Below are 24,662 nucleotides of genomic sequence, written 5' to 3'. Positions count from 1 at the left end.
GGTGTGGGCGGCAGGCGTGCGACGGAGCGCTGAGGGCGTCCGGTCGAGGACCGGGGATTCCATGGTAATCACGCCTGCCCGGGCGGGCATTGGGGGTGCCGCTGCAATTGTCAGCTTAAGGACTGAACGTCCCCTGTATTGGTGACGCCGTGTCGGAGGGATTGGTTCCGCCGGCGTAGCGCGGCACCCCCATTCGGCGGAGCCGGTGCGCTTTCGGTCCCGTCCAACGCCCCTCTGACGGGGGTCCGCCGAACGTGGCGCGAACCCCCGGGGAAGACCGCCCGAACGGTTCAGGCGCGGCCCGGGAAGAAGATTTTGATCTCGCGCTCGGCGGACTCCTCGGAGTCGGAGGCGTGGATCAGGTTCTCCCGGACGATGACCCCGAAGTCGCCGCGGATGCTGCCGGGAGGGGCCGCCACCGGGTCGGTGGGGCCGGCCAGGGCGCGCACGCCCTCCACGACCCGCTCACCCTCGACGATCATGGCCACCACGGGCCCGGACGCCATGAACTCCACCAGCGGCTCGTAGAACGGCTTGCCGACGTGCTCGGCGTAGTGCTGCTCCAGCGTGGCCCTCTCCAGGGTGCGCAGCTCCAGCGCGGTCACGCGCCAGCCGGCCTTCCGCTCGATCCGTCCGACGATCTCACCGATCAGTCCGCGGCGAACACCGTCGGGCTTGATCAGGACAAGAGTGCGCTGGCTCACGTACGGCTCCTGGAAAAATCGACGGGCATTCGGCAGGTCCGGCCCGGGTGGAGTTCGCCCGGCCGGGTCGGCGCGGGCGGGCACGGCCGGGAAGTGGCACGGCCGGGCGGCACGACATTACCGGGCCCGCGAAAAGCATCCCGCACCAGCTATGCGGTTTTCGCCTCGCGCGCCGCCTTGATCGCGTCCACCTTGCGGCCGTAGTACACCGAGGCCCACCACAGCCCGGCGAAAACCGCGCCCATGACGAACATCATCGGCACCACGAAACCGCTGACGACCAGCCCCAACTGGAGCGCCCAGCCGAGGGGCACCGCCCAGGAGCGGCCCAGCACCCCGCACAGCAGGACGCAGAGCACCATCGCGGCCCCGCTGACCCCCCACACCGTCGCGGCGGACAGGTCGGACAGGCGCATGGCCACCAGGGCGGCGAAGCCGATCAGGAGCGCCTCGGCGATCAGCGTGGCCGAGCACAGGGTTCGCATGGACGCTTCACTTCCCGCCCAGCAGCAGCCGGGCCTCTCCGACGGTGACGACCGAACCGGTGACCAGCACCCCTGCCCCGGCGAACGCGCCCTCCTCCTCGGCGAGCTCCACCGCCGCCTCCAGGGCGTCGTCGAGGCGGGGCTCGACCCGGACCCGGTCCGCGCCGAAGATCTCCACGGCGAGCGCGGCCAGCTCGTCCACCGGGGTGGCCCGCACGGTGGAGTTCTGGGTGACGACCACCTCGGCGAGGACCGGCTCGAACGCCTCCAGCAGCCCCGCCGAGTCCTTGTCCGCGCTGGTGCCGACGACTCCCACCAGACGGGTGAAGTCGAACGCCTCCGACACGGCGGCCGCGGCCGCGGTGGCGCCCGACGGGTTGTGCGCCGCGTCCAGCACCACGGTGGGGCTGCGCCGCACCACCTCCAGGCGCCCCGGCGAGGTCACCCGGGCGAACGCGGCCCGCACGGTCTCCACGTCCAGCAGGTCCGAGCGCCCGGACCCGACCCCGAAGAACGCCTCCACGGCGGCGAGCGCCACCGACGCGTTGTGCGCCTGGTGGGCGCCGTGCAGCGGCAGGAACAGCTCCGGGTACTCCCCGCCCAGGCCGCGCAGGGTCAGCAACTGGCCGCCGACGGCCACGGAGCGGTGCAGCACACCGAACTCCATGCCCTCCCTGGCCACCGTGGCGTCCACCCCGACGGCGTGCTTGAGCAGCACCTGAGCGGCGTCCACGGGCTGCTGGGCGAGGACCGCGGACGCGCCCTGCTTGATGATCCCGGCCTTCTCCACGGCGATCTCGCCGGGTGTGCCGCCGAGGCGGTCGGTGTGGTCCAGCGCGATGGGCGTGACCACGGAGACGACCCCGTCCACGACGTTGGTGGCGTCCCAGTTGCCGCCCATGCCGACCTCGACCACGGCGACGTCCACCGGGGCGTCGGCGAAGGCCGCGAAGGCCATGCCGGTGAGCACCTCGAAGAACGACATCCGGTGCGGCTGGGACCGGTCCACCATCTCGACGTACGGCAGGATCTCGTGGAACGTCTCCACGAACCGCCGGTCGGGCACCGGCTGCCCGTCCAGGCTGATCCGCTCGGTGACGGACTGCACGTGCGGGCTGGTGTAGCGGCCGGTGCGCAACTGGAAGGCGCGCAGCAGCTCCTCGATCATCCGGGCGGTGCTGGTCTTGCCGTTGGTGCCGGTGATGTGGATGTTCTGGTAGGAGCGCTGGGGGTGGCCGAGTATGTCCATCAGCGCGGCGATGCGGTCGAGCGACGGGTCCAGCTTCGTCTCCGGCCACCGCGCGGCGAGCTCGGCCTCCACCTCGCGCAGGGCCGCCGCCGCGTCGTCGGCGGGGGTGGCGGCTGCGGGCGTGTCCGGGGTCTGCCGGGGTTCGTCACTCACAGGTACCAGTCTACGAATCCCCACCGGCCCCCCGGACACCACGGGGTGCGGTGCGGGGCGCGGCCCTCACGCGAGGGCCGCGCCCCGGACGTCCGCTCAGCCCTGCGGCAGGGCCGCGAGCTGCGCCGTCAGGCGGGTGATGTCCTCCTCGGCCGCCGCGAGCCGGGTGCGGATCTTTTCCACCACCTGCTCGGGCGCCTTGGCCAGGAACGCCTCGTTGCCGAGCTTCGCCGCGGCCTGCGCCTTCTCCTTCTCGGCCGCCGCCAGGTCCTTGGTCAGCCGCTTGCGCTCGGCCGCCACGTCGATCGCGCCGGACAGGTCGAGCTCCACCGTGGCCCCGGCCACCGGCAGCGACGCCGTCGGGCGGAAGCCCTCGCCCTCGGGCTCCAGGCGCAGCAGCAGCCGCACCGCGGCCTCGTGCGGGGCGAACGGCGTGCCGTCCAGGGACAGCCGCGCGGGCACCTTCTGGCCCGGCTTGAGCCCCTGCTCGACGCGGAACCTGCGCACCTCGGTGACCAGCGACTGGACGGCCGCGACCGTCCGCTCGGCCGCCGCGTCGCGGAAGCCGGAGTCGGCCGGCCACGCCGCGACGACGACCGTCTCGCGCCCGGTCAGCGCCGTCCACAGCGCCTCGGTGACGAACGGGACGATCGGGTGCAGCAGCCGCAGCAGCACGTCGAGGACCTCGCCGAGCACCCGCCGGGAGACCTCCGCCGGGCGGCCCCCGGCCTGGAAGGCGGCCTTGGTCAGCTCGACGTACCAGTCGAACACCTCGTCCCACGCGAAGTGGAACAGCAGGTCGCTGAGCTTGGCGAACTGGAAGTCCTCGTAGAGGGCGTCCACCTCGGCCACGACCGTGTTCAGGCGGGAGAGGATCCACCGGTCGGTGGCCGACATCTCCTCGGCCGGCGGCAGCGCGCCCTCCACCGTGGCGCCGTTCATCAGCGCGAAGCGCGTGGCGTTCCAGATCTTGTTGGTGAAGTTCCGGGAGCCCTGGACCCAGTCCTCGCCGATGGGCACGTCGGTGCCCGGGTTGGCGCCCTTGGCGAGGGTGAAGCGCAGCGCGTCCGAGCCGTACTTGTCCATCCAGTCCAGCGGGTCGACCACGTTCCCGAAGGACTTGGACATCTTCTTGCCGTGCTGGTCGCGGACCATGCCGTGCAGGGCGATGGTGTGGAACGGCGGGGTGCCGTCCATCGCGTACAGGCCGAACATCATCATCCGGGCGACCCAGAAGAACAGGATGTCGTACCCGGTGACCAGCACGGAGTTCGGGTAGAACTTCGCCAGGCTCTCGGTCCGCTCCGGCCAGCCGAGGGTGGAGAACGGCCACAGGCCGGAGGAGAACCAGGTGTCCAGGACGTCGGTCTCCTGGTGCCAGCCCTCGCCCGCGGGCGGCTCCTCGTCGGGGCCGACGCAGACGACCTCGCCGTCCGGCCCGTACCAGACCGGAATCCGGTGCCCCCACCAGAGCTGGCGCGAGATGCACCAGTCGTGGAGGTTGTCCACCCAGTCGAAGTAGCGCTTCTCCATCTCCTGCGGGTGGATGCGCACCCGGCCGTCGCGGACCGCGTCGCCCGCGGCCTCGGCGAGCGGGCCGACCTTGACCCACCACTGCATGGACAGGCGCGGCTCGATGGTGGTCTTGCAGCGCGAGCAGTGCCCCACGGAGTGGACGTACGGCCGCTTCTCGGCGACGATCCGGCCCTCGGCGCGCAGCGCGCCGACGATCGCCGAGCGGGCCTCGAGGCGGTCCAGGCCCTGGAACGGGCCGTGGGCGGTGATCACCGCGTGCTCGTCCATGACGGTGAGCGCGGGCAGGCCGTGGCGGCGGCCGATCTCGAAGTCGTTCGGGTCGTGCGCCGGGGTGACCTTGACGGCTCCGGTGCCGAAGGACGGGTCCACATGGGGGTCGGCGACGACCGGGATGCGGCGGCCGGTGAGCGGCAGCACGATCTCGGTGCCGACCAGGTGGCGGTAGCGGTCGTCGTCGGGGTGGACGGCGACCGCGGTGTCGCCCAGCATCGTCTCGGCGCGGGTGGTGGCCACGACGATGGACTGCTCGCCCTCGCCGTAGCGGATCGACACCAGCTCGCCGTCGTCCTCCTGGTACTCCACCTCGATGTCCGAGATGGCGGTCAGGCAGCGCGGGCACCAGTTGATGATGCGCTCGGCCCGGTAGATCAGGCCGTCGTCGTAGAGCCGCTTGAAGATCGTCTGGACGGCCCTGGACAGGCCCTCGTCCATGGTGAAGCGCTCACGTGACCAGGCGACGCCGTCGCCCAGGCGGCGCATCTGCCCCGAGATCTGCCCGCCGGACTCGGCCTTCCACCGCCACACCCGCTCGACGAACGCCTCCCGGCCCAGGTCGTGCCGGGACAGGCCCTCCTTGGCCAGCTCGCGCTCCACGACGTTCTGCGTGGCGATGCCGGCGTGGTCCATGCCGGGCTGCCACAGCGTCTCGTGGCCCTGCATGCGCTTGCGGCGGGTGAGGGCGTCGATGATCGTGTGCTCGAAGGCGTGGCCCAGGTGCAGGCTGCCGGTGACGTTCGGCGGCGGGATGACGACGCAGTAGGGCGGCTTGTCGCTCTTGGCGTCCGCCTCGAACCAACCGGCGGCGACCCAGCGCTCGTACAGCGTCGCCTCTACCTCAGCCGGGGTGTACTGGGTGGGCAGATGCTCGGGCGCGCTGGAGGTCCCCGCGGAGGGGCTCTGGTTGGTGTCGGTCACGACGGTCAGTCTACGGAAGACGGCCCCCTGCCATCGAACCCGTTCCGCAACCCCCGGGGGCCGGGGAGCGTCGCCGTTCCGGGAGGATGTCAGCTTCCGGCAGCACACCGTCCCGAGGGGGGTCGCGACCGACATGAGCAGCCAGCAGCCGCAAGGATTCGGCCCGCCGTCCGGCTACGCCCACCCCGCGCCCGGCCACGGCCACGGGTACGGGTACGGGCCGGGGGCCCCGCAGCAGCCGCCCCACGGCCCGGCGCAGCCCTACGGCCCGGCGCACGGGTTCGGCCCGCCGCAGGGACCGGGGTTCGGGCCGCCGGGCGCGCCGGTGCCGCCCGCCCCCGCTCCGGGGCGGCGGGGGCGGACCGGGGCGGTGGTGGCGTGCGTGGCCGGGGCGCTGGGGCTCGGGGCGGCGGGCGTGTTCGCCGTGCCCGCGCTGCTGGGGGACTCCGGCCCCGAGGTGCGCTGGGAGCTGCGGCGCACCCCGTCCATCACCATCCAGGGCGGCACCTTCGTCGTGGAGGAGGAGCGGGACCCGGGCGGCAGGTCGTACGAGGAGCTGAGCGCCGACGGCAGCCCGCTGGAGCGGGTGAACCCGACGTACCGGCCGAAGGCCAAGCCGTTCCCGCACTACGCGGTCAGCGGCGCCTACGGGGACATCGCCGACCCCGAGGAGGCGATGAGCGCCCAGATGGCGGACAAGCTCGACCGCGGCTTCCGGGTGGTCGGCGAGGCGCGGACCTTCGACCCGCGGGCCGAGGGCGCGGGCGACGTGCCGGTGCGGTGCGTGGTGATGGAGAAGGACGAGGAGTACTTCGCGGCCTGCGGCTGGGCGAACCGCAGCACCATGGGCATGGTGGGCGAGTTCCGGGAGGGCGCCGACGGCACCGGCCCGGAGGGCCTGGACCTGGAGCGGCTCGCGGAGCGGACCATCGACATCCGCGACGGCATGCAGGTCGAGCCGGGCGCCGCCCCCGACGACACCGAGACCGGCTCCGACCCGGGCACGGGCGGCTCCGAGGGCGCCTCCGGCGCGATCACCTGACCCGGGGCCCGGCACGTCGAGGGGCCCGCACCGGTTCGACCGGTGCGGGCCCCTCGACGACGTTCAGCCTCCCCCGAGCCTTCCCGACCGGGCGGCTGTGGGGCGGTGCCACCGTCCCGGGGCACCTCCTCGCGGGAGCGCAACCCCGGCACGACGAGCTTCGGAAGACCACCCACCCGACCGGCACCGGGACTCCCGGGGAGCCCGGCCCCGGGAGAGGGCACCCTAGGCGCTCTTCTCGTGCCGCTCGCCCTTCCCGATGCTGCGCGGGTCGCGCGGCACCAGGGTCGGGTTCACGTTGGACAGCACCACGTCCTCGGTGATCACGACACGGGCCACGTCCTTGCGGGACGGGACCTCGTACATCACCGACTGGAGGACCTCCTCCATGATCGCCCGCAGGCCGCGGGCGCCGGTGCCGCGCAGGATGGCCTGGTCGGCGATGGCCTCCAGGGCGCTGCGGTCGAACTCCAACTGCACCCCGTCCAGCTCGAACAGCCGCTGGTACTGCTTGACCAGGGCGTTGCGCGGCTCGACCAGAATCTGGAGCAGGGCCTCGCGGTCGAGGTTGTGCACGGAGGTGATCACCGGGAGCCGGCCGATGAACTCGGGGATCATGCCGAACTTCACCAGGTCCTCGGGCATGACCTCGGAGAACACGTCGGCCGCGTCGATCTCCCGCTTGGAGCGGATGGTGGCGCCGAAGCCGATGCCCTTCTTGCCCGCCCTGGCCTCGATGATCTTCTCCAGGCCCGCGAAGGCGCCGCCCACGATGAACAGCACGTTCGTGGTGTCGATCTGGATGAACTCCTGGTGCGGGTGCTTGCGCCCGCCCTGCGGCGGCACGGAGGCGGTGGTGCCCTCCAGGATCTTCAGCAGGGCCTGCTGCACGCCCTCGCCGGAGACGTCCCGGGTGATCGACGGGTTCTCGCTCTTGCGGGCGACCTTGTCGATCTCGTCGATGTAGATGATGCCCGTCTCGGCCTTCTTGACGTCGTAGTCGGCGGCCTGGATGAGCTTGAGCAGGATGTTCTCGACGTCCTCGCCGACGTACCCGGCCTCGGTGAGGGCGGTGGCGTCGGCGATGGCGAACGGCACGTTCAGCATCCGCGCCAGCGTCTGGGCGAGCAGGGTCTTGCCGGAGCCGGTGGGACCGAGCAGCAGGATGTTGGACTTGGCCAGTTCGATGCCGTCGTCGCGGTTGCCGCCGTTCTCACCCGCCTGGACCCGCTTGTAGTGGTTGTAGACCGCGACGGACAGCGCCTTCTTGGCCGATTCCTGCCCCACCACGTAGCCCTCGAGGAACTCGTAGATCTCCCGGGGCTTGGGCAGGTCCTCCCAGCGGACCTCGGAGGTCTCGGCGAGCTCCTCCTCGATGATCTCGTTGCACAGGTCGATGCACTCGTCGCAGATGTACACGCCGGGACCTGCAATGAGCTTCTTGACTTGCTTCTGGCTCTTCCCGCAGAACGAGCACTTGAGCAGATCGCCGCCGTCACCGATGCGTGCCACGAGGTGCTTCTCCTTCGCCTCGGTCCCTGGTTTCCGCGAGAGACCTGGTGCTTGGTATCCGACCGTACCCTGACTGGACCGGTCAATGGCCCCCCTTGGGCCGACTTCCTGCCGTCGGCCCGAAGGGGGGCGGGTTTCAGGCGACCGTGGCCGAGCTCTTCCGGGTGGAGACGATCTGGTCGACGAGGCCGTAGTCCAGCGCCTCCTCCGCGGTCAGGATCTTGTCCCGCTCGATGTCGTCACGGATGACCTCGATGTCCTTGCGCGAGTGCTTGGAGAGCATCTCCTCCAGTTGCTCGCGCATGCGCATGACCTCCCTGGCCTGGATCTCCAGGTCGGACACCTGCGCACGCCCGGTCTCGGTGTACGGCTGGTGGATGAGGATACGGGCATTCGGCAGCGCCATGCGCTTGCCGGGGGTGCCGGCGGCCAGCAGCACGGCCGCGGCGGAGGCCGCCTGGCCCATGCAGACGGTCTGGATGTCCGGCTTCACGAACTGCATGGTGTCGTAGATCGCGGTCAGCGCCGTGAAGGAGCCGCCGGGGCTGTTGATGTAGATCGAGATGTCGCGGTCCGGGTCCATCGACTCCAGGCACAGCAGTTGCGCCATGACGTCGTTGGCGGAGGCGTCGTCGATCTGCACGCCGAGGAAGATCACCCGCTCCTCGAAGAGCTTGGCGTACGGGTCGTACTCGCGGATGCCCTGGGAGGTGCGCTCCACGAAGCGGGGGACGACGTACCGGCTCTCCGGGCGGACGCCCTCGAAGCGGTGGCTCGGCTGGATCGGGTTGTTCATCTGGAGGTTCACCGTCCTGGTGGAAAGAAGCGAAGTCGGTCGTGCGGGAAGAGCCGCGGGGCCCTCCCGCCCGGCCCTCCCCGCCCGGTGCGGGGCGGAGGGCTCAGGGGCGGGCAGGGTGGCTCAGGCCCCGGTGCCGCCGCCGCCGGGAACGTTCGCTGCGGTGGCGATGACCTCGTCCAGCAGGCCGTACTCCTTGGCCTCCTGCGCGGTGAACCAGCGGTCGCGGTCGGAGTCCCGGGTGATCTGCTCCACCGACTGGCCGGAGTGCAGCGCGGTGAGATCGGCCATCTTCTTCTTGGTGCGGAGGAGCTGCTCCGCGTGGATCTTGATGTCCGAGGCGGAGCCGGCCAGGCCCGCGGACGGCTGGTGCATCAGGATGTCGGTGTTCGGCAGCGCGAAGCGCTTGCCCGGCGCGCCCGCCGTGAGGAGGAACTGGCCCATGGAGGCGGCCAGGCCCATCGCGATGGTCACGATGTCGTTCTTGACGTACTGCATCGTGTCGTAGATCGCCATGCCGGCCTGGACGGAGCCGCCCGGGGAGTTGATGTAGAGGAAGATGTCCTTTTCCGGGTCGGCGGCGAGCAGCAGGAGCTGCGCGGTGATCCGGTTGGCGATCTCGTCGTCCACCGGCTGGCCGAGGAAGATGATGCGCTCGTTGAGCAGCCGGTTGTAGACCTGGTCCCCCAGCCCGCCGAGCTGCGGCTCGGATGCGGCGTAGGGCGTCACGAGCCCCGGCTTGGTGACGTGCTGGATGGGATTGGGGCGCGGAGTCGTCACTAATCCACCTGCTCGATCTCGGACGGCGGCAGGCCGTCTCAGCGTCTTCATCTCAGGGTTCGTCGCGAGGGCGCGGAAGCGTCAACGCAGCTTTCCCACCCTCGTATCCCTCGTACAAAGGACCCTAACGCGCAGGTGGGGCACTGCCATCCCCCACACGGAACTGTTCGCTGTGAGCGCAGGCTGGCGCTTCACCGGCAACGCCGACGGGCCCCGGACACCTGTCGTGTCCGGGGCCCGCCACAGCGCTCACGGCACCCGTGCGCGAGGAACGCGCCTCGCGGGGGCGTCAGGCCTTCTGCTCGCCCTCCGGGGACCCGGCCGGCTCGGCGGCCTCCGCGGAGTCCTCAGCGGCGGCCTCGGCGGCCTCGCCGCCCTCCTCGGCCTCGGCCTCGGAGAGCTCGACCGTCTCGCCGGTCTCGTCCTCGTCGTCCAGGTCGACCTCGGCGCCGTTGGTGTCCACGACCTTCGCCGCCTCCACCACGGTGGCCAGCGCCTTGCCGCGGGCCACCTCGCCGACCAGCAGCGGCACCTGGCCGCCCTCGACCACGGCCTGGGCGAACTGGTCGGGGCTCATGCCGGAGCTGGCGGCACGGCGCATGAGGTGCTCGGTGAGCTCCTCCTGGTTGACCGAGAGCTGCTCCTTGGCGACGAGCTCGTCGAGCACGAACTGGGTCTTGATGCCCTTCTTCGCCTGCTCGGCGATCTCGGCGTCGAACTCCTCGCGGCTCTTGTCCTGCATCTTCAGGTAGCCGTCGAGGTCCAGGCCCATCTGGGCGAGCTGGTGGTGCTCCAGGTTGTGCCTGCGGGTCTCCACCTCGCTCTCCAGGAGCTTCTCCGGCAGGGGCACGTCCACGAGCTCCAGGAGGGCGTCGAGCACCTTCTCCTGGGCCTGGGTGGCCTGGTCGTACCGCTTCATGCGCTCCAGGCGCTTGCGGCTGTCGGCGCGGAGCTCCTCGATGGTGTCGAACTCGCTCGCCAACTGGGCGAACTCGTCGTCCAGCTCCGGCAGCTCCTTGGCCTGCACCGCGGTGACGTCCACCTTGATCTCGGCCTGGTTGCCGGCCGCGGAGCCGCCCTTGAGCTCGCTGGTGAACGTGGCCGAGCCGCCGGCCTCCAGGCCGGTGACGGCCGCGTCGATGCCCTCGAGCAGCTCGCCGCTGCCGACGGTGTACGAGATGCCCTTGGCGACGCCGTCCTGGACGACCTCGCCGTCGACCTTGGCCTCGAGGTCGAGCACGACCACGTCGCCCTCGGCGGCGGCGCGCTCCACGGTGGTCACGGAGGCGAAGCGCTCGCGGAGCTGCTCGATGGACTTGTCCACGTCCTCGTCGCTGACCTCGACCGCGTCGACGGTGACCTCGATGCCGGAGTAGTCCGGCAGCTCGATCGACGGGCGGATGTCCACCTCGGCGGTGAACTTGAGCTGCTCGCCGTCGTTGAACTCGGTGATGTCCACCTCGGGCTGCCCGAGGACCTTCAGCTCGCCCTCGTTGACCGCCTCCGTGTAGAACTTCGGCAGGGCGTCGTTGATGGCCTCCTCCAGCACCGCGCCGCGGCCGAACCGCTGGTCGATGATGCGGGCGGGGATCTTGCCCTTGCGGAAGCCCGGCACCGTAACCTGCTGGTTGATCTTCTTGTACGCCGCGTCGAGGCTGGGCTTGAGCTCCTCGAAGGGCACCTCGACAGTGAGCCGAACCCGGGTCGGGTTCAGGGTCTCCACGGCGCTCTTCACGGTTGGGTCTCCTTGGGGGCTGACTTCGTTGGTCTGGCTGCACGGGCGTGAGCCGCCCGGATACGCGCCAACAGCCGGTAGCTCCGTCCCCGCCCGGCCCTGGGCCGCGCGGCTGGGAGTACCGGTCGCCGACGAGACACGTGCGGAGGCGACGGTCCTCGCGCTGGTGCTCCGTTCCCGGAGTCCGGTGCTTCGTCCGTTCCTCCGAAGCCCGACGCTGGTGTCCTCCGCCCCGCGACGCCCCGTGTACACAGGCGCGACTTGCATAGTACCGGTAGACGGGGCACCGGCGACGCGGCTTCCCCCCGGGGTCCTCCGACCGCACCGGGGCGCCGCCGCCGGGCGCCCGCCGGCGACCCTCCGCCCCTCCCGGAGGAGGGCGCGGGGATCAGGCGGCCGGCGGGCCGCACTGCTGTGTCGGGGTGGCCGGATTTGAACCGACGACCTTCCGCTCCCAAAGCGGACGCGCTACCAAACTGCGCCACACCCCGTCGGGACGACACGTAGCGTACATGCCGACAGGTCGCCGGTCCGCCGATATTCACGGCTCCCCGTGTCCCGCGCCCGGGCCGGAACTGATGTGCGCGCGACGACGGGTGCGGGTACGCTGTGGACCGTCCCGACGCCGCCCGGCGGCGGAGGGAACGGCGGGACGGCGCACGCTGTTCCAGTGCACACGGGCGCGATCCGGTGCACACGGTGTCGAGGGGTTGCCGGAGACGGCGGCCTCAAGGGCACCGGCGTGCGGATCTCCCGCCGGTGCGGGCGTAGCTCAATGGTAGAGCCCCAGTCTTCCAAACTGGCTACGCGGGTTCGATTCCCGTCGCCCGCTCCGTACGGCAAGGGCCCAGGTCGGGCGGTTGTTCCCCGACCTGGGCCCTTGTTGTTGCCCCCGGGTGTTCCGCGGCCGGGTGCCCGCCGCGTGCCGCTCGCGGGCCGGGCGGTCGCCGCCCGGGCGGGCGGGGGTCAGAACGAGATGCGGCCGATGGTTTCCGCGACCGAGTCGAGGAAGCGGTTGATGGTGGGGGCCATGCCGGTGGAGGCCAGGAAGAAGCCGAACAGGACGGCGACGACCGCGGGCCCGGGCTTGAGCGCCCCTCCCCGGAGCAGGACGGCCATGACGATCGCGAGCAGGAGCACGGCGGAGACGGAGACGGCCACGCGGATCACTTCCTCGGTCGGGCGTGGACCGGCCCGCGGGGCCCCGCGACGCCACCGGCCGGACGGGGGCCGGGCGGCGTCCCCGGACGCACATCGTGCCACTCCCGCGGGGCGACCGGGGCGCGCGTTCGCGCACCGGGCGGCGCCGGGCCCGGCGAGTTTCCGACGGGAATTCAGGGTCTTGTTCGACGCCTAATCCTCACCGGGCAATGCCCACCGCCATCTCTCGCGAATTCCGGATTTGCCGGGGGATAGCCGCAGAGCCTCGAAACAGGCGAAGAAACGGACATATCGCCACGTCGGCCCGGTGCCGCAAAGCGGGACGGAAGCCGTGGGCAAAGGGTGTGGACGGTCACATATCGCTCTGATCGGCGAGTGCCCCGTTTGCTGTCAACACTTTCGCGGTAAACGCGGGCCCAGGACCCTGCCGAAATTTGCCCGGCCCCCCGCCACGAGTATGGTGACGCAGATGTTCCACGCCCCACGGACCAGATATCGCCGCGCCCGCCCCGCCCCGGACCGCTCCCGGTGGGTGGGCCTGTGACCCAGACCGCCTTCCCCCCACGCCTCGGGAAACACCCCGGGACACCCGCCGCCGCACCCGCCCCCACCGGGCCCGGCACCACCGCCCCGGCGCAGCCGGGCAAGGAGCGGGACGCGTTCTTCGACAACGCGAAGCTGCTGGCCGTCGTCCTCGTCGTCGCCGGGCACGCCTGGGAGCCGCTCACCGACGGCAGCCGCGCCGCCAAGGCCCTCTACCTGCTGGTCTACGCGTTCCACATGCCGGCCTTCATCGTGATCTCCGGCTACTTCTCGCGGAACTTCGACTCCCGCCCCGACCGGATCCAGCGCCTGGTCACCGGCATCGCGATCCCGTACATCGTCTTCGAGACCGCCTACAGCGTCTTCAAGCGGTACGCCGACGACGACCCGGGCCACCCGGTGAGCCTGGTCGACCCCTGGTACCTGACCTGGTTCCTCGTCGCCCTGTTCGTGTGGCGGCTGACCGCGCCGATCTGGCGCGTGGTGCGCTGGCCGCTGGCGCTGGCCGTGGCCCTCTCGGTGCTCGCCACCACCTCGCGGATCGGCGACGACCTCGACCTCCAACGGGTGTTCCAGTTCCTGCCGTTCTTCGTGCTCGGCCTGTGCCTGCGGCCGGAGCACTTCGCGTTCCTGCGGCGCCGGGCGGTGCGGCTGGCCGCGGTGCCGCTGTTCGTCTGCGCCCTGGTGGTCGCCCACTGGGCGGCGCCCCGGATGGCGCGGGCGTGGATGTACCACCGCGACAGCGCCGCGGAGCTGGGCGTGCCGGTGTGGCAGGGCGTGGCCATGTCCCTCGCCATGCTGGTGTGCTCCACCGCGCTCACCGCGGCGTTCCTGGCGCTGGTGCCCACCCGGCGGACCTGGCTCACCGGCCTGGGCACGGGCACGCTGTACGCGTTCCTGCTGCACGGGTTCCTGGCCAAGGGCGGGCGCTTCTGGGGCTGGTACGACCACGCGTTCGTGCACACGCCGCTGGGCGCCGTCACCGTCACGGCGATCGCGGTGGCCGTCGCGCTGCTGCTGTGCAGCCCGCCGGTGCGCGCCGTGTTCCGGCCGGTCGTGGAGCCCCGTCTCGACTGGGCGTTCAAGCGCAGGGCCGCCGCCCGCGGGGCGGGCGCCTCAGCAGACGCCTAGCTCGCACCACACCGCCTTGCCGCCCGCGGTGGAGCGCACCCCCCAGGCGCCGCTGAGCGCCTGGACCAGGAACAGGCCGCGCCCGGCCGTCGCCGTCAGATCAGGCACGGCCGGGCAGCGGCGCACCCGCAGCGGGCGGCCGCCGTCGCGCACCTCGATGCGGAGCCATCTGCCGCGGCGGCCGAGGACGACGGTGAACTCGTCGCTCTGCCGGGTCGTGGCGTGTTCCACCGCGTTCCCCGCGAGTTCGGTGACGAGGAGGGCCGCGGAGTCCGCGGGGTCGCCGAGGACACCGTGGGCGTGCAGGGCACGGAGCACGGCGCGGCGGCAGCGCGGCACGGAGGCGGCGGTGGACGGGAACGTCCAGGACCTGGCCCAGTGTCCGCGCGCGACGGGGCGGGCACCGAGAAGACCGGCGACGGGTGGGGCCGGCCTCGGCTGGGTCTGTGGGCTCAACTCTTGCCCCCTGCGGTCGGTTTCGCGCGCCGGGGCGCACGATGAACACTGAGAGCAATGGTTCCACTGCTTTGAGTGACGATCGGGGATATTGGCACGGGCACACAGCTTCGACTGTCAATTCCGCACGTCAACCGAGCAGTCGGCGAACACCCGGAGGACAGGGGCGGAGCCGGTCCGCCGGGGGCGGGCGGGTCGCGGGGCGGCCGGGAGGGCCCGGCCCCGCCGGCGGGGCCGCGCGGGGTGGTACTCCGGGGTCAGTCGCGGCAGATCAGGAGCAGGGCGCGGTCGTCGTTGACGTCCTTCGCCACGGCCTCTATCAGCCGCCAGGCCGCGCCGTGGAAGCCCCGGGTGATGTACCGCTCGGCCTCGCCGACCAGCCGGTCCACGCCCTCGCTCAGATCGCGGCCCACGGCCTCCACCATGCCGTCGGTGAACAGCATCAGCACGTCCCCGGAGCGCAGCGTCCCCCGCACGCCCTCGAACTTGGCGCCCTCGTACACCCCGAGCAGCGGCCCCTCGGCGGACTTCTCCTCCCAGCGCCCGGCCCCCGACACCAGGTGCATCGCGGGCAGGTGGCCCGCGGAGAGCAGCTCGTACTCGCCGGTGTCCAGGTCGAGCACGAGGTGGGCGGAGGTGGCGAACCCCTCCTCCCAGTCCTGCCGCAGCAGGTGCCCGTTGGCGGCGGGCAGGAACTCGTGCGGCGGCAGGGAGCCGAGCAGGCCGCCGAACGCGCCGGAGAGCATCAGCGAGCGGGAGCCGGCGTCCATGCCCTTGCCGGACACGTCCGTGAGCACGACCTCCAGGACCCGCCCGCCCGAGGTGCGGGCGGCGACGAGGAAGTCGCCGGAGAACGACTGCCCTCCGGCGGGCCGCAGCGCCACCTCGGCGTGCCAGCCGGGCGGCAGCGGCGGGATCCTGCTCTGCACCCGCAGCCGCTCCCGCAGGTCGAACAGCATGGTGCCGCCGCTGCGCCACGGCACGCCGACCCGGGTGCGGAACTGGGCCAGCGTCAGCCCGGCGAAGCCGACGGCGGCGACGACCAGCAGGCTGCCCGGCGCCACCCCGCCGCCGATGTCTATGGCGCCCGCCGACCTGTCCCAGGGGTCGAGGTACGCCGCCTCGACGATGAGCCCGATCCCGGCCGCGGCGTACAGGACGAGCAGGCTGGACGGGCGCAGGATCAGCCCGCCGATCAGCACCGGCAGCACGAGCGCGGTGGGCGGGCACCACATGGGCGCGTACATGGTGCCCGCGGCCAGCAGCGGTACGGTGAGCAGCAGCGCGCCGAGGGCGGTCAGGTCGGAGCCGTCGCCGCGGAAGTAGTCCACGGCGCAGCGGCGCAGCCGGTTCCTGGCCCGGCGGAACGCCCTGCGCGCCCGGGCCCTCGGGCTGTCCTGACCCGCACCTCCTGCCATATTGCGCGACCCTATCGACCGTTGCCCGCCGTCCGCACGTGGGCGCCCGCGGGGCACACGGTTTCACGACCGGTCGTGCGCCCGGCGGTCCCGGTCCGTCGCCGAGTGACCGCCGCGCGCAATGCGCCGGGCGACGCGCGGGAAATCCGCTCGCGGTGCCGGGGCCGCCCTGATAGGCAGTGGACATGAGAGCTGACATCACGCCCGGCACGGGCGTTTCCTCCGGCATGCCCTCCCCCAGGTCCGCGCCCCTGGAGGAGGGGCTGGAGATGCGGACACTGCGGCCCGAGGAGTGGGACGACTTCTCGCATGCGCTGGTCCGTGCCTTCGGCGGGATCCCCGAGCCGGGCCAGGAGTGGGAGTTGTGGCGCCGCCTCACCGAGTTCGAGCGGTTCACGGCCGTCCACGACGGGGACGACGTCGTCGGCACGTCGGGCGCCTTCTCGTTCCGCATGACGGTGCCGGGGGGCGTGGTGGTGCCCGCGGCCGGGGTGACGATGGTCAGCGTGCAGGCGTCCCATCGCAGGCGCGGGGTGCTACGCGCGATGATGCGGCGGCAGTTGGACGCGGTGCGGGCGGCCGGCGACGAGCCGCTCGCCGTGCTGACCGCCTCCGAGCCCCCGATCTACGGGCGGTTCGGGTACGGCGCCGCCACCCAGATGATGTCCGCGCGGATCGACACCGGGCAGGTGACGCTGCGCCTGCCTGAGGGCGCGGACCGGGTGAGGCTGCGCATCGTGCGCCCGGCGGAGGCGCGCGACGCCTGCGAGGAGGTGTACGCGGCGGTGGCGCGGCGGCGGCCCGGGATGCTGCTGCGGCAGCCGGGGTGGGCGGACCGGCCGGTGCTCGACCCGCCGGAGCACCGCGACGGGGCGGGCGAACTCCAGTGCGTCACGGCGGAACTGGACGGGAAGATGACCGGATACGCGCGGTACGCCGTGCACCCCGGGTGGACCCCCAGCGGGGCCGTGGAGGGCGAGGTGCGGCTTCGGGACATCGAGGCGCTCGACCCGGCGACGTACGCCGCGCTGTGGCGCTTCCTGTTCGGGATCGACCTGACCAGGACGCTGGTGGCGCGCAACCGCCCGGCGGACGACCCGCTGCTGCACCTGGTGTCCGACGTGCGGCGCTGCGCCCTGGGGATGCGGGACGAGCTGTACGTGCGCCTGGTGGACGTGGGCGCGGCGCTGGCGGCCCGCACCTACTCGGCGCCGGTGGACGTGGTGTTGGAGGTGTCGGACGCGTTCTGCCCGTGGAACGAGGGCCGGTGGCGGCTGACCGGGGACGCCAAGGGCGCCTCCTGCGAGCGCACCTCGGACGCGCCCGACCTGGCGCTTTCGGTGCGGGACCTGGGGTCGGCGTACCTGGGCGGTTTCTCGCTGCGGGCGATGGCCGGGGCGGGCCTGGTGCGGGAGCTGCGGGAGGGGGCGCTGGACGAGGCGTCCACGGCGTTCGCGCACGACCCGCTGCCGTGGCTGCCGCACGGGTTCTGACCCGCGGGCCGGCCGGTCCGCCGGCCGGCCCCGCCCGGGGGCGCCGGCCCCCGCGAGGGCGTCAGTCCCGCTGGCAGGTGGGGCACCAGAACAGGTTCCGCGCCGCGACCGGCGCGGTGCGGACCTCGGTGCCGCAGACGAGGCAGGGCTGCCCGGCGCGGCGGTAGACGTAGACCTCGCCGCCGTGGTCGTCCACCCGCGGCGGGCGGCCCATGGCCTCGGGGGTGTGCTCGGGGCGCACCGTGTCGATGCGCCCCAGCTTCACGCCCTCGTGCATCAGCGCCACCAGGTCGGCCCACACCGCCTCCCACTCGGCGCGGGTCAGGCCGCGGCCGGGGCGGGCCGGGTCGACGCCCTGCCGGAACAGCACCTCGGCCCGGTAGACGTTGCCGACCCCGGCCAGCACCTTCTGGTCCATGAGCAGGGCGGCGACGCTGGTGCGGCTGCGGGATATGCGCGCCCACGCGCGCTCACCGGTCTCCCCTGGCCGCAGCGGGTCGGGGCCGAGGCGGGCGTGCAGGGCGGCCTTCTCCGCGGGGGTGATCAGCTCGCAGGCGGTGGGGCCGCGCAGGTCGGCGTGGGCGGCGGGCCCGGCCAGGCGCAGCCGCACCGCGCCGACGGGGTCGCCCGGGGCACCGTCCTCGAAGCGCCAGGTGCCGTACAGCCCGAGGTGGACGTGCAGCCAGGGGCCTTCTGGGGTGCCGAAGCCGAGGAAGAGGTGCTTGCCGTGGGCCTCGGCGGTGCGCAGCACCCGGCCGTCGATGAGCGCGGCGCCCGCGGCGAAGCGCCCCTGCGGGCTGGTGGCGCGCACCGGGCCGCCGCCGAACACCCGCAGGTGCTCGGCGGCGAGGCGGTGGATGGTGTGGCCCTCGGGCATGGCTGGTCCGCGGTGGCTGGGTCGGCGGGCTGGGGTCGGTGGCGGGGGTCAGACCTCGGGGTGACCCTCGGGCAGCGGGGGCAGCTCGCCGGTGGTCTCGTAGGAGCCGAGCATGGCGATCCGGCGGCTGTGGCGCTCCTCGCCCGTGTACGGGGTGGTGAGGAAGACCTCGACGAGGCGGGTGGCCTCCTCGGTGCTGTGCATGCGGGCGCCGACGCTGATCACGTTGGCGTCGTTGTGCTCGCGCGCCAGGGAGGCGGTCTGCTCGCTCCAGGCGAGGGCCGCGCGCACGCCCTTGACCTTGTTGGCGGCGATGGCCTCGCCGTTGCCCGAGCCGCCGATGACGATGCCCAGGGAGCCGGGGTCGGCGGCGGTGCGCTCGGCGGCGCGGAGGCAGAACGGCGGGTAGTCGTCCAGCGGGTCGTGGACGAGCGGACCGCAGTCGACCGGTTCGTGGCCGTTCTTGGCCAGCCACTGGACGAGGTGGTTCTTGAGCTCGAAGCCCGCGTGGTCGGAGCCGAGGTAGACGCGCATGCCCGCAGTGTGCCACGGGCGCGGGCGCGGCTCCGGGAGGGGGTGGAAACGGGATGGTTGCCGGTTTTTGAGCGTCGCTTGAGGTTGAGGCAACGAATCGGAGTCAAACATTCCGTGAACCCGTCCCCGTCAGGTTGGATGCCACCCCATGAGTGCACACCCCACCTCTCATGCTCCCGGAGGCCCGCACAGGGCCGCCGCTGCCGACAGCGCCTCACCCGGCGCGCACGGCGGCGGCTCCGGACTCAAGCCCGGACTGAAGAACCGGCACCTGTCCATGATCGCCATCGGCGGCGTGATCGGCGCCGGGCTCTTCGTCGGCTCGGGCGCCGGCATCAAGGCGGCCGGCCCGGGCATCCTGCTGTCGTACGCGATCGCCGGGCTGCTGGTCGTCCTGGTGATGCGGATGCTGGGCGAGATGGCGGCGGCCCACCCCACCAGCGGCTCGTTCTCGGCGTACGCCGACCGGGCGCTGGGCCGCTGGGCCGGCTTCACCATCGGCTGGCTGTACTGGTTCTTCTGGGTCGTGGTGCTGGCCGTCGAGGCGACCGCGGGCGCGGCGATCCTCACGGACTGGATTCCCGCGGTGCCCCAGTGGGCGTTCGCGCTGATCGTGATGGTGCTGCTGACCGGCACCAACCTGTTCTCGGTGGGGTCCTACGGCGAGTTCGAGTTCTGGTTCGCCGGGATCAAGGTGGTGGCGATCATCGCCTTCCTCGTGGTGGGCGGCCTGGCGGTGTTCGGGCTGCTGCCGGGGACGGACGCGGTGGGCACCGAGAACCTGACCGGCCACGGCGGCTTCCTGCCGGAGGGCTTCGGCGCGGTGCTGTCCGGGATGCTGCTGGTGGTGTTCTCGTTCATGGGCAGCGAGATCGTCACCCTCGCGGCGGGCGAGTCCGCGGAGCCGGAGAAGGCGGTCAGCCGGGCCACCAACAGCGTGATCTGGCGGATCGCCGTGTTCTACCTGGGCTCCATCCTGATCGTGGTGACGCTGCTGCCGTGGAACGGCAAGGACGTGCTGGAGAGCCCGTACGTGGCGGTGCTCGACGAGATCGGCATCCCGGGCGCGGCGAAGGTCATGGACGTGATCGTGCTCACCGCGGTGCTGTCCTGTCTGAACTCCGGGCTCTTCACCGCCTCCCGCATGGCGTTCTCCCTGGGTGAGCGCGGGGACGCCCCCGCGGCGTTCGCCCGGGTCAACAAGCGCGGTGTGCCCGCCGCCGCGATCTGGGCGTCGGTGGCGTTCGGCTTCGTCGCGGTCATCTTCAACTACACCTCGCCGGACACCGTCTTCAGCTTCCTGCTGAACTCCTCCGGCGCGGTGGCCCTGTTCGTGTGGCTGGTGATCTGCTTCTCGCAACTGCGGATGCGCCGGATCATCGAGCGGGAGTCGCCGGAGCGCCTGAGCGTGCGGATGTGGCTGTACCCGTATCTGACCTGGGCCACCATCGGGCTGATCGTGTTCGTGATGGGCTACATGCTCACCGACTCCGACGGCCGGGAGCAGATGCTGCTCTCCCTGCTGGTCGGCGCGCTGGTGCTGGCGGTGGCCCTGCTGCGGCAGCGCGGGCAGGCGGCGGCCGGGCCGGGGGCCGGCAAGGCCCTGGAGGAGAAGGCCGGGGACGGCCGGTAGCGGCGGGCGCGGGGGTTCCGCCCGGCGGCGGAACCCCCGGTCGGCGGCTCAGTTGCGGCGGCCGGCCAGCTTCCAGGCGGCGGGCAGCGCGCCCATGGCCAGCGCGGCCTTCAGCGCGTCACCGAGCAGGTAGGGCACCAGCCCGAGGGAGACGGCCTCGCCCAGCGGGACGTCCAGGCTGACCGCCAGCCACGGCACGCCCACCGCGTAGATCGCCGCGCTGCCCAGCGCCATCACGCCGAGCATCCGCAGCGGGCCGCGGTCCGCGCCGCGCTCGGCCAGCGCCCCGACCATCGCGGCGGCGACGACGAAGCCGACGACGTAGCCGAGGGTGGCGCCGTGGCCGGAGGTGCCGCCGGCGAACCACGGGGTGCCCGCCAGGCCCATGAGCAGGTACAGGGCCAGCGACGCCAGGCCGCGGCGGGCGCCGAGTGCGGTGCCGACCAGCAGCGCGGCGAAGGTCTGGCCGGTGACCGGGACCGGCGAGCCCGGCACGGGCAGGGACAACTGGGCGGCCAGGCCGGTCAGCGCCGCGCCGGACACCACCAGGGCGGCGTCGCGGACCCGGGCGCGGGCCGCGGTGGAGGCGGGCAGCAGGTCGGCCAGGACGGTGCCCGCGCCGTGGCGGGCGGAGACGAAGGTGCTCATGGGGTCCCCAATCGGGTGATCCGTTACGGGCGGGACGGAGTGACGTTAACGCAGGAGACGGGCGCGGCCACCGTGTGGCGGTGACAAAGCGGCGCGGGGCGCGTTGTGGTGTTCGGCACAAGCGCGGCCCGCAAGCCCTTGCTGTCCCTGGCGGAGTATGCGCTGGTGACGTGAGCAAGGTCATAGTTTTGCCTCCGCCGGACGGGGCGGGGAAACTGTGGGGATCCACCAACGGCCCCCGCACGGCCCCGCGCCCGCTCCGCCGCCCGCTCCCCACCCCCGTCCGCCGCCTCCCCGGCCGTCCGCCCCGCCCCCGCACGTCCCCCACCCCTGGACCCGCACCATGCGCCACGCCCCCTCCTCGCCCCCGCCCGCCTCCGGCCCCTCCTCCCCCGCCCCGCCGGCCGCCGCTGCCCCCGCCCGGCCCCTGGCCGGCGGGCTGCGCCAGCGGCACCTGACCATGCTCGGCCTCGGCGGGGTGATCGGCGCCGGCCTGTTCGTGGGCTCCGGCGCGGGCGTCGCCGTGGCCGGTCCCGGCATCGTGCTGTCGTACCTGATCGCCGGGGCGCTGGCGATGCTGGTGATGCGGATGCTGGGCGAGATGTCGGCGGCCATGCCCGCGTCGGGCTCGTTCTCGGTGCACGCCGAGCGGGCGTTCGGGCCCGCGGTGGGCTTCGTGGTGGGCTGGCTGTACTGGTTCCTGCTGGTGGTGGTGCTGGCGGTGGAGGCGGCCGGAGCGGCGGCGATCGCCCACGGCTGGGTGCCGGCGGTGGCCCAGTGGCAGTGGGTGCTGCTGTTCATGGTGGTGTTCACCGGCGCGAACCTGGTGGCGGTGCGCTCGTTCGGCGAGTTCGAGTTCTGGTTCGCGGCGGTGAAGGTCGCCGCGATCGTGGCATTCCTGGTCCTGGGCTCGCTCGCCGTCGCGGGGCTGCTACCGGGCACGGACCCGGTGGGGACGGCCAACCTCACCGGGCACGGCGGGCTGCTGCCGCACGGCTGGAGCGGGGTGGTCTCCGGGGTGCTGGCGGTGGTGTTCGCCTTCGGCGGCCTGGAGGTGGTGACGATCGCGGCGGCCGAGTCCGACGACCCGGCGCGCGCGGTCGGGCGGGCGGTGCGCAGCGCGGTGTGGCGGATCCTGCTGTTCTACGTGGGGTCGCTGGCGCTGATCGTCACGCTGCTGCCGTGGGACGACTCCCGGGTGGGGACCAGCCCTTACGTGGCGGTGCTGGACCGGATCGGGGTGCCGGCGGCGGGCCGCCTGATGGGCGTGGTCGTCTTCGTGGCGCTGCTGTCCGCGCTGAACGCGAACCTGTACGGCGCGTCCCGGATGGTGTTCTCGCTGGCCGAGCGGGGCGACGCGCCGCGCGGGCTGCTGCGGGTCGGCGGCGGGGTGCCCCGGCGGGCGGTGCTGGCGTCGGTGGCGTTCGGCTTCTTCTCGGTGCTGCTGAGCATGAAGTGGCCGGACACGGTGTTCCTTTACCTGCTCAACGCGGCGGGCGCGGTGCTGCTCGTGGTGTGGGGCGTGGTCGCGGCGGCCCAGTTGCGGCTGCGGCGGCGCCTGGAGCGGGAGGCGCCCGGCCGGCTCGCGCTGCGGATGTGGGGGTTCCCGTACCTGACGTGGCTGGCGCTGGCCGGGATGGGCGGGGTGCTGGTGCTGATGGCGGCGGACGGCCCGTCCCGGCCGAAGCTGCTGAGCGCGGGCGCGCTGACCGCGGGCCTGGCGGTGGTGGCCGTGGCCAGGCGGCGGCGGGGGTGAGCGGGGGCGGGGGGTGAGCGGGGGCGAGCGGGGCGCCCTTGCCCGCGAAGATCGAGCTGCATAGGATCCGTTGTTGCAAGTAGCTCGCAATTGCATCCTGTGACCAAGAGACGGTCGAAGGGCCAGGCCATGACCACCTACTCGCTCCCCGAGCTGCCGTACGACTACTCCGCGCTGGAGCCCGTCATCAGCGGGGAGATCATCGAGCTGCACCACGACAAGCACCACGCCGCCTACGTCAAGGGCGCCAACGACACGCTCGAACAGCTCGCCGAGGCGCGCGAGAAGGGGAGCTGGGGCAGCATCAACGGGCTGGAGAAGAACCTGGCCTTCCATCTGTCCGGGCACATCCTGCACAGCATCTACTGGCAGAACATGACCGGTGACGGCGGCGGCGAGCCGCTGGAGAAGGACGGCACCGGCGAGCTGGCCGACGCGATCGCCGAGCACTTCGGCGGGTTCGACCGGTTCAAGGCCCAGTTGTCCAAGGCCGCCGCCACCACGCAGGGCTCCGGCTGGGGCGTGCTGGCGTGGGAGCCGGTGAGCAGGCGGCTGATCGTCGAGCAGGTGTACGACCACCAGGGGAACGTGGGGCAGGGCAGCGTGCCGATCCTGGTGTTCGACGCCTGGGAGCACGCCTTCTACCTCCAGTACCGGAACCAGAAGGTGGACTTCGTCGAGGCGATGTGGCGCGTGGTCAACTGGCAGGACGTCTCCCGGCGCTTCACCGCCGCCCGGGAGAAGTCACTGGACCTGCTGGCGGCGCCCTGACCCGGCCGCCGCACCCGGCCGGAGCCCTCCGGGCCCACCGGCCGGAGCCTGCCGGCCCACCGGCGCACCGGTGGCACGGACGGCCCGCGAGCGTGATCGTCTTCTCACCCGTCACCTCGTGGGACCAGGGGAACGGCCCCGCGCGGAGTCGTCGCGCGGGGCCGTTTCCGCGTCCCGGGCGGGCCCGGGGCGGCTCGGTGGGGCTCGGTGCGCCCCAGGGCGCCCCGGGGCCGGCTCAGTCGAAGATCGGGCCCACGGTCCGGGTGCGCTTGATCTCGAAGAAGCCCGGTATGGAGGCCACCGCCAGCACACCGTCCCACAACTGGGCCGCCGCGTCGCCCTTGGGGGCCGGGGTGACCACGGGGCCGAAGAACGCCACCCGGTCGCCGGTCGGGCCGTCCACGGCGATCACCGGGGTGCCCACCTCCTCGCCGACCAGGCCGATGCCCTCGGCGTGCGAGGCCCGCAGCGCCTCGTCGTACTCGGTGGAGTCGGCGGCGTCGGCCAGCTCGGTCGGCAGCTCCGCCTCCTTCAGCGCGTCCACCAGGGTGTCGCGGTCCTTGGGCCGGCCCTGGATGTGGAAGCGGGTGCCGAGCGCGGTGTACAGCCGGCCGAGCACCTCGTTGCCGAACTTCTGCTCGGCCGCGACGGCCACCCGCACCGGGCCCCACGCCTGCGCCATCAGCTCGCGGTACCGCTCCGGCAGCTCGTCGAGCCGGTTCTCGTTGAGCACCGCGAGGCTCATCACGTGCCAGCGCACGGTCACCGGGCGGATCTTCTCCACCTCCAGCATCCACCGGGAGGTGATCCAGGCCCACGGGCACAGGGGGTCGAACCAGAAGTCGGCGGTCTTGTTCTGCTGCTCGGCGCTGCCGGTCACAGGTGCTCCTCGACGGTGTGCTGTCGGCATGGGTCAGGACGTGGGCGACCGACGCGGGCCCGCCCGTGCCGGGGACAACGCCCCAGCGCGCCCGGCCCATTCCCGGCCGCCCGCGGCCGCCCCGGGATGACAGCATGACCTGACACGGCGCCCCGGCCACCGCCGCGGCGCCGCG

21 protein-coding genes and 2 tRNA genes are annotated in these 24,662 nt (G+C 72.7%); 7 read left to right on the top strand and 16 right to left on the bottom strand.

All coding sequences use genetic code 11. From position 1 onward, the window contains the following. Positions 1–290 precede the first annotated feature (290 nt). The 4 genes from ndk to ACYVO2_RS26170 all read right to left on the bottom strand — a co-directional run bounded on the left by ndk (position 291) and on the right by ACYVO2_RS26170 (position 5,321). Positions 291–704 (bottom strand): nucleoside-diphosphate kinase, encoded by a 414-nt coding sequence (gene ndk / locus ACYVO2_RS26185; RefSeq protein ID WP_461010452.1) that lies wholly within the window; start codon positions 702–704, stop codon positions 291–293. A 149-nt stretch (positions 705–853) separates the two neighbouring features. Continuing rightward, positions 854–1,189 carry a DUF4233 domain-containing protein gene (locus ACYVO2_RS26180; RefSeq protein ID WP_461010451.1) on the bottom strand — a complete coding sequence of 112 codons (336 nt, stop codon included), beginning with the start codon at positions 1,187–1,189 and terminating at the stop codon, positions 854–856. Between the two features lie 7 nt (positions 1,190–1,196). Further along, the gene (gene folC, locus ACYVO2_RS26175) at positions 1,197–2,591 is read right to left on the bottom strand and encodes a bifunctional tetrahydrofolate synthase/dihydrofolate synthase (protein WP_461010450.1); all 1,395 of its coding nucleotides are present in this window, start codon (positions 2,589–2,591) and stop codon (positions 1,197–1,199) included. A 96-nt stretch (positions 2,592–2,687) separates the two neighbouring features. Continuing rightward, complete coding sequence (locus tag ACYVO2_RS26170) at positions 2,688–5,321, bottom strand: valine--tRNA ligase (protein WP_461010449.1); 2,634 nt, start codon at positions 5,319–5,321, stop codon at positions 2,688–2,690. A gap of 133 nt (positions 5,322–5,454) precedes the next feature. Here ACYVO2_RS26170 and ACYVO2_RS26165 point away from each other — a divergent pair, with 133 nt between their 5' ends. Next, on the top strand, positions 5,455–6,363 hold the full coding sequence (locus ACYVO2_RS26165; protein WP_461010448.1) for a hypothetical protein: 909 nt from the start codon (positions 5,455–5,457) through the stop codon (positions 6,361–6,363). A gap of 225 nt (positions 6,364–6,588) precedes the next feature. On the opposite strand, the gene clpX is transcribed toward ACYVO2_RS26165, so the two are convergent. From clpX to ACYVO2_RS26140, 5 genes are all read right to left on the bottom strand, one after another. Further along, positions 6,589–7,875 (bottom strand): ATP-dependent Clp protease ATP-binding subunit ClpX, encoded by a 1,287-nt coding sequence (clpX, locus tag ACYVO2_RS26160; RefSeq protein WP_461010447.1) that lies wholly within the window; start codon positions 7,873–7,875, stop codon positions 6,589–6,591. A gap of 136 nt (positions 7,876–8,011) precedes the next feature. After that, positions 8,012–8,671, bottom strand: coding sequence for an ATP-dependent Clp protease proteolytic subunit (locus ACYVO2_RS26155; RefSeq protein ID WP_461010446.1), 660 nt, complete (start codon positions 8,669–8,671; stop codon positions 8,012–8,014). A gap of 123 nt (positions 8,672–8,794) precedes the next feature. Further along, positions 8,795–9,493, bottom strand: a complete 699-nt coding sequence (locus ACYVO2_RS26150; RefSeq protein WP_461010462.1) for an ATP-dependent Clp protease proteolytic subunit — start codon at positions 9,491–9,493, stop codon at positions 8,795–8,797. A gap of 247 nt (positions 9,494–9,740) precedes the next feature. Continuing rightward, entirely contained in the window at positions 9,741–11,186 is a 1,446-nt protein-coding gene (gene tig / locus ACYVO2_RS26145) for a trigger factor (RefSeq protein ID WP_461010445.1), read from the bottom strand. A 417-nt stretch (positions 11,187–11,603) separates the two neighbouring features. Next, a tRNA-Pro gene (locus ACYVO2_RS26140) sits at positions 11,604–11,677 on the bottom strand. A gap of 270 nt (positions 11,678–11,947) precedes the next feature. On the opposite strand from ACYVO2_RS26140, the gene ACYVO2_RS26135 reads away from it, so the two are divergent. Beyond that, a tRNA-Gly gene (locus tag ACYVO2_RS26135) sits at positions 11,948–12,018 on the top strand. Between the two features lie 134 nt (positions 12,019–12,152). On the opposite strand, the gene ACYVO2_RS26130 is transcribed toward ACYVO2_RS26135, so the two are convergent. Beyond that, positions 12,153–12,347, bottom strand: a complete 195-nt coding sequence (locus tag ACYVO2_RS26130; protein WP_461010444.1) for a hypothetical protein — start codon at positions 12,345–12,347, stop codon at positions 12,153–12,155. Positions 12,348–12,887: 540 nt separating this feature from the next. Here ACYVO2_RS26130 and ACYVO2_RS26125 point away from each other — a divergent pair. Then, complete coding sequence (locus tag ACYVO2_RS26125; protein WP_461010443.1) at positions 12,888–14,021, top strand: acyltransferase family protein; 1,134 nt, start codon at positions 12,888–12,890, stop codon at positions 14,019–14,021. On the opposite strand, the gene ACYVO2_RS26120 is transcribed toward ACYVO2_RS26125, so the two are convergent. Both ACYVO2_RS26120 and ACYVO2_RS26115 read right to left on the bottom strand, forming a co-directional pair. Then, a complete protein-coding gene (locus tag ACYVO2_RS26120; protein ID WP_461010442.1) occupies positions 14,007–14,477 on the bottom strand; it encodes an ATP-binding protein in 471 nt (156 codons plus the stop codon). The genes ACYVO2_RS26125 and ACYVO2_RS26120 overlap by 15 nt on opposite strands. Positions 14,478–14,734: 257 nt before the next feature. Next, entirely contained in the window at positions 14,735–15,895 is a 1,161-nt protein-coding gene (locus ACYVO2_RS26115) for a PP2C family protein-serine/threonine phosphatase (protein ID WP_461010441.1), read from the bottom strand. Between the two features lie 269 nt (positions 15,896–16,164). On the opposite strand from ACYVO2_RS26115, the gene ACYVO2_RS26110 reads away from it, so the two are divergent. Next, positions 16,165–17,388: a GNAT family N-acetyltransferase gene (locus ACYVO2_RS26110; RefSeq protein ID WP_461010461.1), complete on the top strand. Its 1,224-nt coding sequence runs from the start codon at positions 16,165–16,167 to the stop codon at positions 17,386–17,388. A gap of 61 nt (positions 17,389–17,449) precedes the next feature. Here the strand turns inward: ACYVO2_RS26110 and ACYVO2_RS26105 are convergent, their stop codons facing one another. Further along, positions 17,450–18,265, bottom strand: coding sequence for an Fpg/Nei family DNA glycosylase (locus ACYVO2_RS26105; protein ID WP_461010440.1), 816 nt, complete (start codon positions 18,263–18,265; stop codon positions 17,450–17,452). Between the two features lie 48 nt (positions 18,266–18,313). Then, positions 18,314–18,799 carry a ribose-5-phosphate isomerase gene (locus ACYVO2_RS26100; protein WP_461010439.1) on the bottom strand — a complete coding sequence of 162 codons (486 nt, stop codon included), beginning with the start codon at positions 18,797–18,799 and terminating at the stop codon, positions 18,314–18,316. A gap of 148 nt (positions 18,800–18,947) precedes the next feature. On the opposite strand from ACYVO2_RS26100, the gene ACYVO2_RS26095 reads away from it, so the two are divergent. Further along, positions 18,948–20,432, top strand: coding sequence for an amino acid permease (locus tag ACYVO2_RS26095; RefSeq protein ID WP_461010438.1), 1,485 nt, complete (start codon positions 18,948–18,950; stop codon positions 20,430–20,432). A gap of 48 nt (positions 20,433–20,480) precedes the next feature. Here ACYVO2_RS26095 and ACYVO2_RS26090 read toward each other — a convergent pair whose 3' ends face one another. Next, positions 20,481–21,080 (bottom strand): biotin transporter BioY, encoded by a 600-nt coding sequence (locus ACYVO2_RS26090; protein ID WP_461010437.1) that lies wholly within the window; start codon positions 21,078–21,080, stop codon positions 20,481–20,483. A 343-nt stretch (positions 21,081–21,423) separates the two neighbouring features. On the opposite strand from ACYVO2_RS26090, the gene ACYVO2_RS26085 reads away from it, so the two are divergent. Continuing rightward, the gene (locus ACYVO2_RS26085) at positions 21,424–22,836 is read left to right on the top strand and encodes an amino acid permease (RefSeq protein ID WP_461010436.1); all 1,413 of its coding nucleotides are present in this window, start codon (positions 21,424–21,426) and stop codon (positions 22,834–22,836) included. Between the two features lie 129 nt (positions 22,837–22,965). Next, on the top strand, positions 22,966–23,607 hold the full coding sequence (locus ACYVO2_RS26080; RefSeq protein WP_461010435.1) for a superoxide dismutase: 642 nt from the start codon (positions 22,966–22,968) through the stop codon (positions 23,605–23,607). 235 nt (positions 23,608–23,842) lie between these two features. Here ACYVO2_RS26080 and ACYVO2_RS26075 read toward each other — a convergent pair whose 3' ends face one another. Beyond that, positions 23,843–24,517: a DsbA family oxidoreductase gene (locus ACYVO2_RS26075; RefSeq protein WP_461010434.1), complete on the bottom strand. Its 675-nt coding sequence runs from the start codon at positions 24,515–24,517 to the stop codon at positions 23,843–23,845. Positions 24,518–24,662: the final 145 nt, after the last annotated feature.

This window comes from Streptomyces capparidis (genome assembly GCF_054782095.1).
The sequence above is the reverse complement of the archived record's forward strand: the minus strand, read 5'-3'. Positions and strand labels throughout refer to the sequence as shown.

Excerpts from the sequence above, each read along its gene's own strand:
- ACYVO2_RS26090 (WP_461010437.1), bottom strand. The coding sequence starts at position 21,080 with ATGAGCACCTTCGTCTCCGCCCGCCACGGCGCGGGCACCGTCCTGGCC.
- ACYVO2_RS26180 (WP_461010451.1), bottom strand. The coding sequence starts at position 1,189 with ATGCGAACCCTGTGCTCGGCCACGCTGATCGCCGAGGCGCTCCTGATC.
- ACYVO2_RS26085 (WP_461010436.1), top strand. The coding sequence starts at position 21,424 with ATGCGCCACGCCCCCTCCTCGCCCCCGCCCGCCTCCGGCCCCTCCTCC.
- ACYVO2_RS26095 (WP_461010438.1), top strand. The coding sequence starts at position 18,948 with ATGAGTGCACACCCCACCTCTCATGCTCCCGGAGGCCCGCACAGGGCC.
- ACYVO2_RS26105 (WP_461010440.1), bottom strand. The coding sequence starts at position 18,265 with ATGCCCGAGGGCCACACCATCCACCGCCTCGCCGCCGAGCACCTGCGG.
- ACYVO2_RS26155 (WP_461010446.1), bottom strand. The coding sequence starts at position 8,671 with ATGAACAACCCGATCCAGCCGAGCCACCGCTTCGAGGGCGTCCGCCCG.
- ACYVO2_RS26115 (WP_461010441.1), bottom strand. The coding sequence starts at position 15,895 with ATGGCAGGAGGTGCGGGTCAGGACAGCCCGAGGGCCCGGGCGCGCAGG.
- ACYVO2_RS26100 (WP_461010439.1), bottom strand. The coding sequence starts at position 18,799 with ATGCGCGTCTACCTCGGCTCCGACCACGCGGGCTTCGAGCTCAAGAAC.
- ACYVO2_RS26080 (WP_461010435.1), top strand. The coding sequence starts at position 22,966 with ATGACCACCTACTCGCTCCCCGAGCTGCCGTACGACTACTCCGCGCTG.
- ACYVO2_RS26110 (WP_461010461.1), top strand. The coding sequence starts at position 16,165 with ATGCGGACACTGCGGCCCGAGGAGTGGGACGACTTCTCGCATGCGCTG.
- ACYVO2_RS26165 (WP_461010448.1), top strand. The coding sequence starts at position 5,455 with ATGAGCAGCCAGCAGCCGCAAGGATTCGGCCCGCCGTCCGGCTACGCC.
- ACYVO2_RS26075 (WP_461010434.1), bottom strand. The coding sequence starts at position 24,517 with ATGCCGACAGCACACCGTCGAGGAGCACCTGTGACCGGCAGCGCCGAG.